Origin of the sequence: Acinetobacter sp. WU_MDCI_Abxd143, from assembly GCF_025514195.1 — a bacterium.
Lineage (GTDB): Bacteria > Pseudomonadota > Gammaproteobacteria > Pseudomonadales > Moraxellaceae > Acinetobacter > Acinetobacter pittii_H.
Genome location: NZ_JAHPTH010000003.1, coordinates 222,813 through 238,902 on the forward strand (window position 1 = coordinate 222,813; position 16,090 = coordinate 238,902).

General features: G+C 38.8%; 16 protein-coding genes. 5 read left to right on the forward strand and 11 right to left on the reverse strand.

The annotated features are described in order from the left end of the window. The 8 genes from msbA to KTI79_RS09130 form a co-directional block, all read right to left on the reverse strand. Positions 1-1,728 carry a lipid A export permease/ATP-binding protein MsbA gene (msbA, locus tag KTI79_RS09095; protein ID WP_032053792.1) on the reverse strand — a complete coding sequence of 576 codons (1,728 nt, stop codon included), beginning with the start codon at positions 1,726-1,728 and terminating at the stop codon, positions 1-3. Further along, positions 1,725-2,153, reverse strand: a complete 429-nt coding sequence (locus KTI79_RS09100) for an ExbD/TolR family protein (protein ID WP_005069548.1) — start codon at positions 2,151-2,153, stop codon at positions 1,725-1,727. Before KTI79_RS09100 ends, msbA begins: the two co-directional genes overlap by 4 nt. Before the next feature lie 15 nt (positions 2,154-2,168). After that, on the reverse strand, positions 2,169-2,804 hold the full coding sequence (locus KTI79_RS09105; RefSeq protein WP_032053791.1) for a MotA/TolQ/ExbB proton channel family protein: 636 nt from the start codon (positions 2,802-2,804) through the stop codon (positions 2,169-2,171). Positions 2,805-2,854: 50 nt separating this feature from the next. Continuing rightward, a complete protein-coding gene (locus tag KTI79_RS09110; protein ID WP_017399496.1) occupies positions 2,855-3,742 on the reverse strand; it encodes a ParB/RepB/Spo0J family partition protein in 888 nt (295 codons plus the stop codon). Next, on the reverse strand, positions 3,739-4,521 hold the full coding sequence (locus tag KTI79_RS09115) for a ParA family protein (protein ID WP_002121458.1): 783 nt from the start codon (positions 4,519-4,521) through the stop codon (positions 3,739-3,741). Before KTI79_RS09115 ends, KTI79_RS09110 begins: the two co-directional genes overlap by 4 nt. A 21-nt stretch (positions 4,522-4,542) precedes the next feature. Beyond that, positions 4,543-5,175 carry a 16S rRNA (guanine(527)-N(7))-methyltransferase RsmG gene (gene rsmG / locus KTI79_RS09120; RefSeq protein WP_032053790.1) on the reverse strand — a complete coding sequence of 211 codons (633 nt, stop codon included), beginning with the start codon at positions 5,173-5,175 and terminating at the stop codon, positions 4,543-4,545. A gap of 87 nt (positions 5,176-5,262) precedes the next feature. Beyond that, entirely contained in the window at positions 5,263-5,952 is a 690-nt protein-coding gene (gene murU, locus KTI79_RS09125; protein ID WP_032053789.1) for an N-acetylmuramate alpha-1-phosphate uridylyltransferase MurU, read from the reverse strand. After that, on the reverse strand, positions 5,952-6,965 hold the full coding sequence (locus KTI79_RS09130) for an aminoglycoside phosphotransferase family protein (protein WP_086375778.1): 1,014 nt from the start codon (positions 6,963-6,965) through the stop codon (positions 5,952-5,954). The genes murU and KTI79_RS09130 overlap by 1 nt, the downstream gene beginning before the upstream one ends. A 120-nt stretch (positions 6,966-7,085) precedes the next feature. On the opposite strand from KTI79_RS09130, the gene KTI79_RS09135 reads away from it, so the two are divergent. Together KTI79_RS09135 and KTI79_RS09140 are read left to right on the forward strand one after the other, a co-directional pair. Continuing rightward, a complete protein-coding gene (locus tag KTI79_RS09135) occupies positions 7,086-9,524 on the forward strand; it encodes an LPS-assembly protein LptD (protein WP_032053787.1) in 2,439 nt (812 codons plus the stop codon). Then, the gene (locus tag KTI79_RS09140; protein WP_086375777.1) at positions 9,524-10,834 is read left to right on the forward strand and encodes a peptidylprolyl isomerase; all 1,311 of its coding nucleotides are present in this window, start codon (positions 9,524-9,526) and stop codon (positions 10,832-10,834) included. The genes KTI79_RS09135 and KTI79_RS09140 overlap by 1 nt, the downstream gene beginning before the upstream one ends. 119 nt (positions 10,835-10,953) lie before the next feature. On the opposite strand, the gene fba is transcribed toward KTI79_RS09140, so the two are convergent. The 3 genes from fba to KTI79_RS09155 form a co-directional block, all read right to left on the reverse strand. Beyond that, positions 10,954-11,991, reverse strand: a complete 1,038-nt coding sequence (gene fba / locus KTI79_RS09145; RefSeq protein WP_002121428.1) for a class II fructose-bisphosphate aldolase — start codon at positions 11,989-11,991, stop codon at positions 10,954-10,956. A gap of 121 nt (positions 11,992-12,112) precedes the next feature. Then, the gene (locus tag KTI79_RS09150; RefSeq protein WP_032053784.1) at positions 12,113-12,358 is read right to left on the reverse strand and encodes a hypothetical protein; all 246 of its coding nucleotides are present in this window, start codon (positions 12,356-12,358) and stop codon (positions 12,113-12,115) included. Positions 12,359-12,481: 123 nt separating this feature from the next. Continuing rightward, positions 12,482-13,669, reverse strand: a complete 1,188-nt coding sequence (locus KTI79_RS09155) for a phosphoglycerate kinase (protein WP_032007254.1) — start codon at positions 13,667-13,669, stop codon at positions 12,482-12,484. Positions 13,670-13,807: 138 nt separating this feature from the next. Here KTI79_RS09155 and KTI79_RS09160 point away from each other — a divergent pair, with 138 nt between their 5' ends. The 3 genes from KTI79_RS09160 to KTI79_RS09170 are packed head-to-tail and all read left to right on the forward strand — an operon-like array spanning position 13,808 to position 15,978. Further along, positions 13,808-14,191 (forward strand): DUF2237 family protein, encoded by a 384-nt coding sequence (locus KTI79_RS09160; protein WP_002121396.1) that lies wholly within the window; start codon positions 13,808-13,810, stop codon positions 14,189-14,191. After that, positions 14,191-14,784 (forward strand): Maf family protein, encoded by a 594-nt coding sequence (locus tag KTI79_RS09165; protein ID WP_032053783.1) that lies wholly within the window; start codon positions 14,191-14,193, stop codon positions 14,782-14,784. Before KTI79_RS09160 ends, KTI79_RS09165 begins: the two co-directional genes overlap by 1 nt. Before the next feature lie 30 nt (positions 14,785-14,814). Continuing rightward, a complete protein-coding gene (locus KTI79_RS09170) occupies positions 14,815-15,978 on the forward strand; it encodes a cupin domain-containing protein (RefSeq protein ID WP_032053781.1) in 1,164 nt (387 codons plus the stop codon). Positions 15,979-16,090: the final 112 nt, after the last annotated feature.

A 16,090-nucleotide genomic window follows, 5' to 3' on the forward strand; every position in this document is an offset into this window, starting at 1 on the left:
TTAGTTATCCTCGAAATTACGCTGATGTAATTGATAATAAGCACCATGTTTTGCAAGAAGTTCTTGGTGGGTACCTTGTTCAACAATTTGCCCTTGATCCATTACTACAATACGATCAGCATTTTCAATTGTTGATAAACGATGAGCAATAACAATAGTTGTACGATCTTGCATCGCTTCATCAAATGCTTGCTGAATAAAATGTTCAGATTCATTATCTAGAGCACTTGTAGCTTCATCTAAAATTAAAATTGGAGCATTTTTTAAAATTGCTCGAGCAATAGCAATTCGCTGACGTTGTCCACCTGATAAGTTTAGACCTTGTGCACCTAAGACAGTATCATAACCATTTGGTAAATTCATAATAAAGTCATGTGCATATGCAGCTTTTGCAGCCGCATGAATTTCCTCATCTGAGGCACCCTGCAACTGACCATAAGCAATATTTTCGCGAACAGTACGGTTAAACAATACAACTTGTTGATTTACCATTGCGATTTGTGTACGCAGACAAGAAAGATCAATATCATTAATTGGCACATCATCTAGATAAATTTGCCCACTTGATACTTCTTGGAAACGTACCAACATATTAACTAATGAGCTTTTACCAGCACCTGAACGTCCAACTAATGCTACAGTTTGACCTGGAAGAATATCTAGAGAGAAGTCTTTAATCGCTTGTACACCATCAGCATAATTTAATACTACATGATCAAAACGAATCGCACCATTTAATTTAGGTTTCAAATGGCCATTATTTTGCTCTTCAGGCAAATCTAATAATTCAAAAACAGAGTGAGCTGCCGCTAAACCGCGTTGTAGCTTTTCATTAACATCAGTCAAGTTTTTAACTGGCTTTGCTAACAAACCAGCGGCTGTAATATAAGCTACAAACTCGCCAGCACTCGTACTACCCAAAATTTGTGGACGTAAAGCTAACCATACAATAAGGGCCATAGCACAAGCCATCACCACCTGAACCACGGGGCTATTCAGGTTTTGCACAATTACCATTTTCAGACCACGTTTTAAGTTTTCTTCTGAGGACTTATAGAATCGTGCTTGTTCAGACTCCTCACCCGCAAAACTTTTTACTACCGCATTACCATTAATACTTTCTTGAACAACATGATTCACGTCACCCATCGTATCTTGGACTTGTAAAGAAAGCTTTCGCATTCTTTTTGAAGCTTTACGTACCAATACGCCAATGACTGGTAAAAATACAAATATACATAGAGTCAGGCGCCAATTGGTATAAAACAGATAACCCAATAATCCCAATGTAATCATCCCATCCCTAACGATGGTTCTTAATGACTCCGAAGAAGCTGCCGTTAACTGCTCAACATTATACATAATCTTGGCAGTAATATGGCCAGATGAATTATCAAGGTAATATTGTGCTGGTAGTCTTAAAAGTTTGGCATAAACTTCTTGGCGAATACTAAAAACTAAACTACGTGAAATCACCGCAGTATAGTAACCGCCCATAAATAGGCCTAAACCACGGAAAAAAACCAATAAAATGATTAATAATGGGAACCAATCCAAATCACCTCTACTGCTATTTTGGATTGCATCAATAATAAATTTAATCAATTTAGCAACGGAGACTTCTGTTGCTGAGTTAATACCGAACCCGATAAGTACTAATAAGGCCACGCCCCAATAAGGTTTTAAATAGGCTATGAGACGCAAATAAACCTTAAAATCTTGATTCACTCAGAAAAACCTCTAGAAGGAACTTTGGTACTAATATTGATGTTAACAAAACCGAGTTGTCCTGCTACATCCATAACGCGAATTACATCCTGATGAGACGCTTTGGCATCCGCAGCAATGATGAACATAAAATCACGGCGCTCTTGAGCAACTTGCTTAATCGCAGTACTCAGATCAGCAACCTCTTTAGACGAAAGTGCCTGACCATTTACAGCATAATGACCAGAAGAGTCTACCACGACTTCAATTTTGTGATCGTACTGTTTTGGTGGAACACCTTGTGCATCTGGTAACGTTAAATTGAGGCGACTTGGCTGATTAAAAGTAGTCGATAGTAATAAAAAAACCAAAATGAACAACAAACAGTCAATCATAGGCGTTAAATTGATATGGATGTCTTCAACCTGAGAACGTTTAAATTTCATCTGGCTATTCACCCATCACCCAACACGACGATGTTCTGCTATAGACGAGGAATGTTTATAGAACAATGAGGCATGAAATAAAGTCGATTGCTGCTCTAGTTCAGCAATATAATCTTGTACTAATCTTTGAAAATAGCGATAAGCAACTAAAGCAGGAATCGCAATTAACATTCCCACAGCTGTAGTAATAAGCGCTTTAGAAACACCCGGAATCATTAAACTTGGACTACCTGCCGATCCAAAATCAATCACAAGGAATGACTCAATAATCCCGACTACTGTACCAAGCAGCCCTAATAAAGGCGCCACAGCACTCAAAGTCCCCAAGAAATTAATATTTTTTTCTAAATAAGAAATTTCTTGAGAAGCGGCTACTTCCATTTGTGCACGTGCAAATTGCTCACCATGCTCACGATGATCAAAACCTGCTTTTAAAATGTGAGCCAATGCGCTGTTTTGCACTTCTACATTTTGTTCCAAATTTTCCACAATATCTTCAGTTCTTAACGAACTATCATCAATTAATGCTTTGGGTAGAACTTGTGAACGTCTTAACCGAACAAAACGTTCAATGCTGATCGCAACAGTTAAAATTGAGCATAGAATTAAAGGCAGCATCAACCATCCACCCGCTCTCACAAGTTCCCACATATCTTCTTCCCCAAGAATATAAAATTAGAAATATATGACCCAAATGTAAATTAATCAGGCAAACAAATATTTAAAATGCCATCTAACTCATCTAAGGTATGGTAATGAATAACAAGCTTACCCTTACCTTTTTGATTATGATCAATTTTCACATTAGCGCCAAAACGCTCTGATAATTTTTGTGTCAATTGTTCAATATCTGGTGCTACAGGTGCTTTTTCCTTCTCCTGCTTAGGCTCACTTCTATCACGCACCAATTGCTCTGTTTGACGAACAGATAATCCTTTTTCAATTACAATTTTAGCAACGTCTAATTGATCTTTACCCTTTAACGTCAAGATAGCTCGAGCATGCCCCATATCAAGCTGGCCTTGTTGCATGAAATCTTTAATTTCATCCGCCAAACTCAACAAACGAAGTAAATTACTTACTGTAGTACGTGCTTTTCCTACTGTGTCAGCAATTTCTTGATGGCTTAAACCGAATTCATCATGAAAACGCTGTAAAGCTATTGCTTGATCAATCGGATTTAAATCTTGGCGTTGAATATTCTCAATGAGTGCTAAAGCGATAGCAACCTGATCATTTAAATCACGAACAATTGCAGGAATTTCAGTTAAACCCGCAAGTTGTGCTGCACGCCAGCGACGCTCACCCGCAATGATTTCATATGGGTGCGCTTCATCATCAACTGGACGAATTACAATAGGTTGCATTACCCCATGTTTTTCAATAGAAGAAGCTAACTCTTGTAAATCATGCTCATGAATAAAACGACGTGGCTGATATTCACCACGTTTTAATAAATTTACATCAATTTGTTTCAACTGTCCGTGGTCAAGCGCCTGTGCTTCAAGTTGTAATTTTTCTTTTTGAATTGAACCAAGTAATGCATCTAAACCACGTCCTTTAGCCAATCCGCGTTTTTTGATGCTCATACTTTACTTCCTTTCTTCACTTTACTTTTCTTTAACATCTCAGCTGCAAGATTTAAGTATGCAACTGCACCTTTAGAACTTTTCTCAAAATAGATCACAGGTAAACCATGTGCTGGCGCTTCTGCTAAGCGGACATTACGTGGAACAACGGTATCATAAAGTTTTTTACCGAAATACTGCTCTAGCTCCGCAGATACATCACGTGTTAAAGCATTTCGTGCATCGTACATTGTACGTAATACACCAATAATTTCTAAATCAGGATTTAATGCTTTTTGAATACGATCAATAGTCTGCGTTAAATCAGCCAAACCCTCTAGCGCATAGTACTCGCACTGCATTGGAATGATTACACTATCAACCGCTGCTAAGGCATTTACAGTAATCAAACTCAAGCTTGGGGCACAATCCACAATAATAAAATCAAAAGAGTTTCTAATTTCATTCAAAGCATTTTTTAGAATGAATTCACGACCCTCTTGCTCTGCAATAGCAAGTTCAACACCAGAAAGTTCACGATTAGAACCTAAAACTTTATATCCGACTTCTGCTTTTTGAATAGCTGTTTCAATTGGTACTTCGCCAAGTAGCACATCCGTAATGGAGTACAAAAGATCGTTCTTTTGAATACCGGACCCCATCGTAGCATTACCTTGTGAATCCATATCTACAAGTAATACACGTTTCTTTAATACAGCTAGAGACGCTGCAAGATTTACTGCAGTCGTTGTTTTACCAACACCACCCTTTTGGTTTGCAATCGCAATAATTTGAGCCATGGTAACCCTAATACTTTTTATTTAAATACGTTGAAGTAAAAGTAAATGACGTTGTTCATCAAGTCTTGGTACGCGCAGCTCAATCACTTTACATGAAAAGTCCTGCTTAAGTTGCTCAATTTCCTCAACTGGCACAACCCCTTTCATTGCTGCAATTATACTGCTCTGATGTAAATATGGCTGAGCTGCATCTACAAAATCCGTTAAAGAAGCAAAAGCGCGACTTGTAATCACATCAAATTGACCAAGCTCATCAATTGTATCTTGATTTTCAACACGCGTTTGCACAGCTATTACGTTTTTAAGCTTAAGGTCAGCAATAAACTGTTTCAAAAAACGAATTTTTTTACCATTTGAATCAAGCAATACACAAGAGCGTTCCGGCTGACATAAAGCAATGATCATGCCCGGCATACCACCACCTGTACCTACATCGAGCAAACGACCTGCTGGCAAATCTTTCAAAATACTTAGGCTATCCAACAAATGCTTCACTAACATTTCTTTTGGATCACGAATCGCTGTTAGATTATAAGCTTTGTTCCAAAGTACCAAAGCATCTTGATACTTCAACAATAATGTCAAAGCTTCATCGCTAAGCGATAAACCTAATTTTTGACTACCCTGTTGTAACTCTTGAAAAAACGGATGCATAAACAGATAACATCTAAGTAAAATTTAAAACAAAGTATACCGATTTATGCATCGTGGAACACTAGTTAACGATTAGGGATTACACACTTAATCGTAGAAGCCTTCACGAATTTGCAAATCTAGCTCCATTAAACGCTCAGGCGTTCCCACATCTACCCATGCACCTTTAAGCTTTTCACCAGATATTTTTTGATTGTGCATCGCTTGCTTCAACAGTGGGGCTAAAGGACGTTTACCCGCTTCCAATCCATCAAAAAGCTTAGGATGGATAACAGATACACCACTAAAAGTGAGGTTCTCGCCCGTCACATCTTGATCAAATGTAAAAGCGCGACCATCCAATAATGTAAAGTCGCCTTCAGGATGCTGTTTAGGGTTATCAACTAATACAAGATGGGCTAAATCATCATTTAACTTAATATGGCGGAGAGCTTCAAAATCCATTGTGGTCCATACATCTCCATTCACCAGAATAAACGGATCTGTTCCAAGCAGTGGCAAAGCATTAATAATTCCACCAGCTGTTTCTAGTCCTTCATCCTCTCGTGTCCAACGGATATCAACACCGAATTGAGAACCATCGCCTAAGCTACTGATGAGTTTATCTGCCAACCATGCAGAATTGATGACTATTTCATTCACACCAATTTTCTTAAGTTTTTCAATATGCCATACAATTAGCGGCTTACCACCCACCTCGAGCAAAGGCTTTGGTGTATATAACGTAAGTGGACGCATACGATTGCCCAAGCCAGCAGCAAGAATCATTGCTTTCATTATGCTGCTACCTCATAGCTACCATATTTCTCGATAAATTTAGGCATCACAATGTTATTTATAAACACCATAAACTCTTCAAGCTCAGCGTAACCACTACTTTCTTCGAGCAAATACCACATGACACGTGGTAAATCCTTCAAATACCCCGACTTACCATCACGTTCAAACAAGCGAACAAAAATACCTAAAATTTTAATATGGCGTTGGATCGCCATTAAATCTGCATCACGTTTGAATTGTTCAAAACTGCGGTTTTGTTTATCCGACTCTGGCAATAAGTCATAAAAAACTTTAAACCATTGATAAACACGATCAGCGTTCCATTGAACATATGCATCACGAGTAATGGAAATTAGGTCATATGTATCAGCGCCAATAACAGCATCTTGGAAGTCAATTACCCCTAACTCTTGCTCATCGGTAATTTTCATCAAATTTCGACTATGAAAATCTCGATGTACAATAACTTGCGGTTGGGCTAATGCAGCACGAGCCAAGAAGTCAAATGCATCATCAATCGTTTTTTTCTGTTCAGCAGTCGGCTGAATAGAAAGCGATGGCAACATCCAGTCTGTGAGTAGCTGCATTTCCGACATTAATTTTTCGTAAGAATAAGCTGGGAACTGATTGGTCCCGTCAATAGACTGCAAGTGAATAAGCTGCTTAAAACTTTGCTCGTAGTATTTATCAACTGTCTCATCAGTTAATAATGTCGATAAAAGTACATCACCAAAGTCTTCCAATAACAGAAAACCTTGAGTCAGATCTTTTGCGACGATCTGAGGCACACGTACGCCATGGCTCGCAAAAAACTCGTCAATGGTCACAAACGGAACACAGTCTTCTTTTTCTGGAGGGGCATCCATGAGCATATACGTTTTATTTTGTAACTGGATACGCGCATAACGGCGGAAGCTTGCATCACCTGCTAAAAAAGCGATCTTAAATTGATCATTTTCCAGAACAGATGTAAGCCATGTATATATCAATTGTTCACGTTGTGTATTCATTTGCAATAAAATCTAAAACAAGCTGAGATTTTTGAAGGGTTAAGTGTAGCCACTTATAAACTTTTTCTCTATGATGCGACAATAATTAATTGTGAATTAGCATACTTGGTTAATGAGACAATGAAGCATCAGTTTAAATTTAATCCTTTAGCGACAGCTATTTTTACGCTCTTATGTGGCTCCATACAATCAAGTTATGCTGAGTCAACTGATGTTGTCTCCAATATAGACAATAATCAACTTAAAGCGAGCATCAAGGAAGCTTACCCAGGCCAAGAATTTTTTCAGCAATACTATGTTGATAAATCTGCACCTGAAGCTCAGCTTCGTGACAATAAATATTTAAGCTCGGCATTTTGCCAAGGTACATGGGTTACACCGATTAACCCTGAGACAAAAGCTTTAGATGCCGATAAAGCGACTTCTGTCGTTACGGCTAACTACGGACATTACAACCCAGCGGGTGATTCTGTTTTAGAAGGTGACGTCGTTATTGATCAGGAAGGACGCACAGTTCGCGCTGACAAAGTAACGATTGATAAAACCCAAACCTTTGCACATGCACAAGGTCGAGTACAGTTAGCTCAAGGCGGGTTACTTTCACAGAGTGATGAAATTAATTACAACCTAAAAACCCAAACCGGGAATTTAGACAATAGTTTTTATATTTCTGAACAACAACATGCCCATGGTCACGCAGGAAAAATAGAAAGAACCTCACCAAATGTTATGGTTCTTAATGATGCAACCTATACGACTTGCCCACCAGGCCAAAAACCGGGTTGGAAAATTCAAGCTAATAAAATTGAGTTAAATCAGGAAACTGGACGCGGCGTAACTCGTGGAACAAAACTATATGTTAAGGACGTCCCTGTTCTAGCTGTTCCCTACTTTAACTTCCCAATTGACGACCGCCGTACTACCGGTATTCTCAATCCACAGTTTGGTTTCTCAAACGATGGTGGTGTTGAACTTTCTGTTCCGGTCTATTTAAACCTTGCACCTAACTATGATCTGACACTTACTCCACGTTATTTAGCAGATCGTGGTGCAATGTTAAAAGGTGACTTCCGTTATTTAACTGATGGCTTTGGCGCTGGTGAAATGTGGGGTGGCATCTTGCCATCTGACAAAGGTTATGACGATAAAGATCGTAAAGATTTCCATTTTTTACATAATTGGGAAATTAACGATCAGTGGTCTACCAACCTTGAATATAACTATGCATCAGATAAAGATTATTTCTCTGACTTAGATAGTAGCCCTAACTCTAAAACCGATCTTAACTTACGTAGAGCATGGGAACTTAACTATCAACATGGTATTCCGGGTTTAAAAGCACAGCTTAAAGTCGAAGATTTCCAGACACTTGACCCAGAGGTTCTAGACGTAGATAAGCCATATGCTCGTTTACCACAATTTTTATTAAATTATGTCACTGGTAATCCATTAGGCTTACAATACGAATTTAATAACGATACCGCTTACTTTAAAAAATCGATTAATGATGACTCTGCTCAGGAAAGTAGCGGCACACGTATTTATAATCAGTTCGCAACACGTTATAACTACCGTACGCCGGCAGCTTTTGTAATTCCTGAAGTTTCAGTACGTTCTATTCAAACGTTTTATGATAAGGACAGTATTGCATCTCAAGGTTTAGATGGTGGTTCTGAAAATAAATCAGTCATTGTGCCACAATTCACTTTGGATACCGGACTGAACTTTGAGCGTGATGGTAAGTACTTACAAACACTTACGCCACGTGCTTTCTACGCATATGCTCCCTACAAAAATCAAGATGGCTACCCTAACTTTGACTCAACCACTGCGTCAATTAGTTATGATCAGTTATTTAATCCATACCGTTTTTATGGACATGACCGTCTTGAAGACAACAACTTCTTATCATTAGGTGTAAGTTACAGCCTCTTCGATACTGTAGGTTTAGAGCGTTTACGTGCAAGTGTTGGTCAAAGTTATTATTTTGAAGACCGTCGTGTCACATTAAAACAGCAAGATGAGTTTGACACCGAGCGTAACACTGGCCCTGTTGTTAGCTTATCTAGCCAACTTAATCAAAACTTCACTATTGCTGCTAACTCAGCATGGATGTCGAATGGCGACAATGCTCAACGTGATTTCCAACTTTACTACACGGGTGACAAAGGAAATCTATATAACTTAGGCTATTTCTATCGTAAAGATATTCCTGGCCGTCAAGACACTTACGACCAAGTTGTTGCATCCTTTATACAACCAATTAAAGACAATTGGCGTATTATGGGGCACGTACAATATGACATGGACAATGATGTTGCCCGCGAACTCTTACTAGGAGTTAACTATGAGTCATGTTGCTGGGGTATTTCTGTCTACGGCCGCTCGTATTATAACGATCTAGACGATCCAAAATCTCCAGATGTTAGTGAAAAGCGTGCGATCATGGCTGAAGTTACACTAAAAGGTTTAGGTGGTTTAAACAATAAACTCGCGTCTTTACTTGAAAATCGCGTTTTAGGTTTTAACAAAATTAATCAATCTTGGACACAACGTTAATGAAGACAAAGCATCTTAAACAGTTTTTTAAAGCAACTACACTTGCTGCCCTAATCTCTTCATCAATGCATAGTTTTGCCCAACCCGCTGATGAAGTTGTGGCAATTGTGGACAATAGCGTAATTTTAAAAAGCGATCTTCAACAAGGTATGGCTGAAGCAGCTCATGAACTGCAAGCACAAAAAAAAGATGTTCCACCTCAGCAATATTTACAGTTTCAGGTATTGGATCAATTAATCTTGCGTCAAGCACAGCTTGAGCAAGTTAAAAAATATGGCATCAAACCTGATGAAAAGAGCTTAAATGAAGCTGTACTTAAAGTAGCTAGTCAATCTGGGTCTAAAAGTTTAGAAGCTTTCCAGCAAAAATTGGATGCTATGGCACCAGGCACTTATGAAAGTTTACGTAGTCGAATCGCTGAAGATCTAGCGATTAGCCGTTTACGTCAACAACAAGTCATGTCTCGTATTAAAATCAGTGATCAAGATGTAGAAAACTTCTTAAAATCACCTCAGGGACAAGCTGCGCTAGGTAATCAAGCACATGTAATTCATATGCGCATTTCTGGTGACAATGCACAGGAAGTTCAATCTGTAGCTCAAGAAGTGCGTTCAAAGCTTGCGCAAAGTAACGATATAAATGCATTGAAAAAACTTTCAACTGCAAATGTAAAAGTTGAAGGTGCTGACATGGGTTTCCGCCCACTGTCTGATATTCCTGCCGAACTCGCTGCTCGCATTACTCCTTTACAAGATGGACAAACAACTGACTTAGTATCGGTACGTGATGGTGTACATGTTTTAAAGCTTATTGAACGCAAACAAAATGAGCAAAAAGCTTTAGTACCTCAATTTCAAACCCGCCACATTCTCATTCAACCATCTGAAGTGGTGACTCTTGAGAATGCCAAGCAAATTATTGATAACATCTACAAACGCTTAAAAGCTGGTGAGGATTTTGCAACATTAGCAGCAACCTATTCAAATGATACAGGTTCCGCTCGTGATGGCGGAAGTTTAGGCTGGGTAACACCTGGAATGATGGTGCCTGAATTTGATAAAAAAATGCAGGAGATTCCTGTAGGTCAGATTAGTGAACCATTCCAAACTCAATTTGGTTGGCATATCTTACAAGTGACAGACAAACGCGAAAAAGATATGACTCATGAATATCAAGAGCGTATGGCACGTCAGATTTTAGGTGAACGTCAATTTAATACCGAAATTGATAGTTGGTTACGTGAAGTACGTGCAAATGCATATGTAGAAATCAAAGATCCAAGTCTAGACAAAAAGAACTTACAAAAGTAAGTTCTTCTATTGTCATCAAAACCTGTGTCTATCACAGGTTTTTTTATGAATGGAATTTACCTAATAAAAAAACCGGTTATATAAATAACCGGTTTCTATAAATTAGACCCTAACGGGAATTATTTATAACGATCAACCATTTTCTCTAAAGAAATTGGACGAATCTTGTCAGCATTTCCAGCTGTACCAAATGCTTCATAGCGATCAATACAAATTTGCTTCATTGAATCTACAGTTTTAGCAAAGTATTTACGTGGATCGAACTCAGCAGGGTTTTCAGCCATAAACTGACGAATTGCACCAGTAGACGCTAAACGTAAGTCTGTATCGATATTGATCTTACGAACACCATGTTTAATTGCTTCTACAAGCTGTTCAACAGGTACACCATAAGTCTCTTTAATATCGCCACCGAACTCATTGATTACTTTCAACCATTCTTGCGGTACAGAACTTGAACCATGCATAACAAGATGAGTATTTGGTAATGCCGCATGAATTTCTTTAATACGGTCAATCGCCAAGATATCGCCTGTAGGTGGACGAGTGAATTTGTAAGCACCATGTGAAGTACCTACAGCAATCGCTAATGCATCTACATTAGTATCGGCAACAAACTGAGTCGCTTCTTCAACAGAAGTAAGAAGTTGTGAGTGATCAAGTACACCTTCTGCACCAACACCATCTTCTTCGCCAGCCATACCAGTTTCAAGGCTACCTAAACAGCCAATCTCACCTTCGACAGAAACACCACATGCATGTGCTAAAGCAACAACATTACGAGTTACATCAACGTTGTATTCGTACGATGTAGGTGTTTTACCATCTGTACCTAATGAACCGTCCATCATCACTGAGCTAAAGCCAAGCTGAATTGAACGCTGACAGATATCAGGGCTTGTTCCATGGTCTTGATGCATTACCACTGGAATATGTGGCCATTCTTCAATTGCAGCCAAAATAAGATGGCGTAAGAATGGAGCGCCTGCATATTTGCGAGCTCCAGCTGATGCTTGAACAATTACAGGTGAATTGGTTGCATCCGCGGCAAGCATAATTGCACGCATTTGTTCTAAGTTATTTACGTTAAATGCTGGTACGCCGTAGTTATGTTCAGCAGCGTGATCCAAGAGCTGGCGCATTGAAATGAGTGCCATAATATCCTCCCAGGTAGTGCGGCTTATTCTACCCTGTCATTTATTTCAATTCAGCAACAAATCACAGTATTTCAAAAAAAATCCCCGCATTTGCAGGGATTTTTTAACAAAAAACAACAAATTAATGTGTTTCTGAAGCAGCAGCCTCACTTGGCGCACTACCTTCAACCACATCTGTATTCTTTTCATCTAGAACTGGCTTATCAATCGCATCAATTGCTGCTTGTTGCTCAGGCGTTACTTTTTCTGAAACAGCAGCAGAAGCTGCCGATTCTTGTCCAGCTTGAGATGCTTCATCTTTCTTCGCACAAGCAGTCAACATCATCGGTACAATTAACACAGCAGCAAATGTAAGCTTTAAATTCATCACTATTGTCCACAGTTGGTGATTTAATGCTCGACATTTTATTGCAGATATATGACAGTTTAATGACTTATCAATGAAAAAGGGATTGGCTACCCAATCCCTTCTTATTTCTATATAACAGTATTAAGCACGTTCAAGTAAAACAGCCACTGCAGGCAATGTCTTTCCTTCAACAAACTCAAGGAACGCACCACCACCTGTAGAAATATAACCAATTTGATCAGCTACATTATATTTATCAATCGCAGCTAATGTATCTCCACCACCAGCAATAGAGAACCCTTCAGATTGAGCAACAGCAAGAGAAAGCGCTTTAGTACCTTCACCAAATTGATCTACTTCAAATACACCCACTGGGCCATTCCAAAGAATCGTTTTTGATGTTGTTAAAATATTAGCAAATGCTTTAGCAGTTTCAGGACCAACATCTAAAATCATGTCATTCGCAGTCACATCTTCTACTTTCTTCACAACAGCTTGAGCTGCTGCTAAAGAACCTAAGAAATCTTCAAAATTAATTTGCGATGCATCAGCAACCACAACATCTGTAGGAAGTGGAACACTTACTTTAGCGGCAATTTGTTTAGCAGTTTCAACCAAGTCAGCTTCATATAATGATTTACCAACATTGAAACCAGCAGCCGCTAAGAATGTATTTGCAATACCGCCACCAACGATCAGTTGATCACAGATACTAGAAAGTGAGTTTAAAACATCGAGTTTAGTTGAAACTTTAGAACCAGCAACAATTGCAACCATTGGTTTTTCTGGAGTTTGCATTGCACGGCCTAGAGCATCCAACTCAGCAGCCAACAAAGGACCAGCAGCAGCAACTGGAGCAAAACGAGCTACACCTTCAGTAGATGCTTCTGCACGATGAGCAGTACCAAATGCATCCATAACAAATACGTCACATAATGCAGCATATTTTTGAGCGAGCTCTGGATTATTTTTCTTTTCGCCATGGTTAAAGCGTACATTTTCAAGCAATACAACTTGACCAGCTTCAACTTCAACGCCTTCTAGATAATCTGTTAATAATTTAACTTCTTGGCCCAATACTTCTGTTAAATAAGCAGCGACTGGTGCAAGTGATTGTTCTGGCTTTGGTTCACCTTCAACAGGACGACCTAGATGTGAACATACCATCACTGCTGCGCCTTTATCTAAAGCAGCTTTAATAGTTGGTAATGCTGCACGTAAGCGAGCATCGCTAGTAATCACACCATTTTTGACAGGAACGTTTAAATCTTCACGAATAAGGACACGTTTGCCTGTTAAGTTAAGGTCAGTCATACGCTGAAAATTCATGTAAAGCTCTCTTTATGATTTTAAAAACGCGCCAATTTTAAATGATTACATCAAAAAAGGTTAGTTTTTTTGCATAAAAGCTGTAGAAAGCCCCAGTTTTGATTATGATAGAGGTAGTTATTTGATATTTCACCCATTATGTCTATTCATCCAGATCCACAAATCAATCGCTTAAATGTTTTAGGGGAACCTTTAGCAAGTTGTTGCTTTGACCCTATTACAGGCTATTTTAGAAATGGTTTCTGCCACACAGCAGTAACAGACCTTGGTCAGCATACCGTATGTGCACAAATGACCTCTGATTTCTTAAATTTCTCTCAGAAAATTGGTAATGATCTTATTACTCCTTTGCCAGAAGTGGGTTTCCCTGGTCTGAAACCGGGCGATTTCTGGTGTATCTGCGTAACTCGCTGGGTAGAGGCTTATCAAGCGGGTGAAGCCCCTCCTATTAAAATACATGCATGTCATCAAGCTGTATTAAGCTATGTACCTTTAGATGTATTAATGGAATTTGCAGTGTAATGGTTCAGCCACAAATTATTTTGGCATCCAGTAGTCAAACTCGCAAAGACTTAATGGACCGTCTTGGAATTAATTATATTTGTATTAGTCCTGATATTGATGAGAGCCCTCGCAATGAAACCCATGCCGATGAACTTGCGAAAAGACTCGCCTTCACAAAAGCCCAAGTGATTGCTAAACAGAATCCATCAGCAATCGTTATTGGTTCAGATCAAGTCGCGTGGCGAGAACATGCCCCGCATGACTTTATTGGCAAACCGATGACTATTGAAAATGCTAAATCACAACTAGCAGATAATTCTGGTCGAACTGTTTTTTTTAGTACAGCTCTTAGCGTGCAATGGCTCGATAGAAACTTTGAACAAACACTCGTTGAACATTATCAAGTTAAATTTCGAAACCTGAATCAAGCTGAAATTGAACGATACGTTTTATTAGATCAGCCACTACATTGCGCTGGTAGCTTTAAGTGTGAAAGTTTAGGGATCAGCTTGTTTGAAAAAATGATAGGCCAAGACCAAACAACACTTATGGGTCTTCCTATGATTCAACTTTGCCATATTTTAAGGCAGCTTGAGCTACAAATTCCTTAATTTTAAATGTTTTACAAATAGGTTATTTCCATGACAGAACCTTTAACAGTTTTAGGCGGTATTACTGCCGAACAATTCTTAGCAGAATATTGGCAGAAAAAACCTTTGTTGGTACGTAACGGATTGCCAGAGATTGTAGGTCTTTTAGAACCCCAAGATGTGCAAGAACTTGCTTTAGAAGAACATGCAAGTGCCCGACTCATTCGCCAAAAAGATAGAAATCCAAATGAATGGCATGTAAAGTCTTCACCCTTAACCAAAGGTGACTTTCAAAAGCTACCAAAATTATGGACTCTTTTAGTACAAGCAGTAGATCACTACTCTTTTGATCTTTCTGAACTGTGGAAAAAATTTCCTTTTATTCCTCAATGGCGCCGCGACGATATTATGGTGTCTTATGCACCTAAGGGTGGTTCAGTTGGAAAACATTTCGATTTCTATGATGTGTTTTTAGTTCAAGGTCATGGACACCGTCGCTGGCAGCTAGGACAAATGTGCGATGTAAATACTGCATTTGTACCCAATCAACCATTAAAACTTTTGCCAGAAATAGATGTGCAATTTGATGAAGTTTTAGCACCAGGTGATTTACTCTATGTTCCACCTGGAATGGCACATTACGGGGTTGCTGAAGATGATTGTTTAACGTTCTCATTTGGCTTTCGCATGCCAAACGTTGCAGGAATGATGGAACGTATTAGTGATCAATTTTCAGCTAATACTTTATTGCAAAACCCTGTTATAGATATCGCACGCAAACAAATAAGCCAAATTGGCGAAATGAATGCAACTGAACTGAGCTACCTCAAAGATTTAGTTTTAGCTCAGTTACAAGATTCTTCGGCACTTGATGCAGCAATCATATCGTACATGAGTGAACCTAAATATCCTGATAATATTCCAGAACCTGATGAGATTGAAGCTGATGATCTTAAGGAGATTTTACACGAGGGTTATGAAGTTCTATTAGAGCCAGCCTCTCGCTTACTCTACACAGAAAATAATGGAGTTCTAAGCTTCTGGGGAAATGGCGAAGCTTTATGTATAGCTGAAACTTTCGCACCAAAATTAAGAGCTATCGCTAATGGGGAAAGTCTAGCTTTCGATAGCGAATTTAATGAGCTTGAAATCCTTGAGAATGTTGCTTACTTACTCAATGAATCTATTTTGATGCTTTTACCTCCATCAGAATAGAAAGCTTTACCGAAAATGGGCTTTTTATGGAAATGAAAAGTCCATTTTTCTAAATAGATTATTGGTCAATATTGCTTTAAGATTCTAAATAAACTTATGGTAAAAATAATTA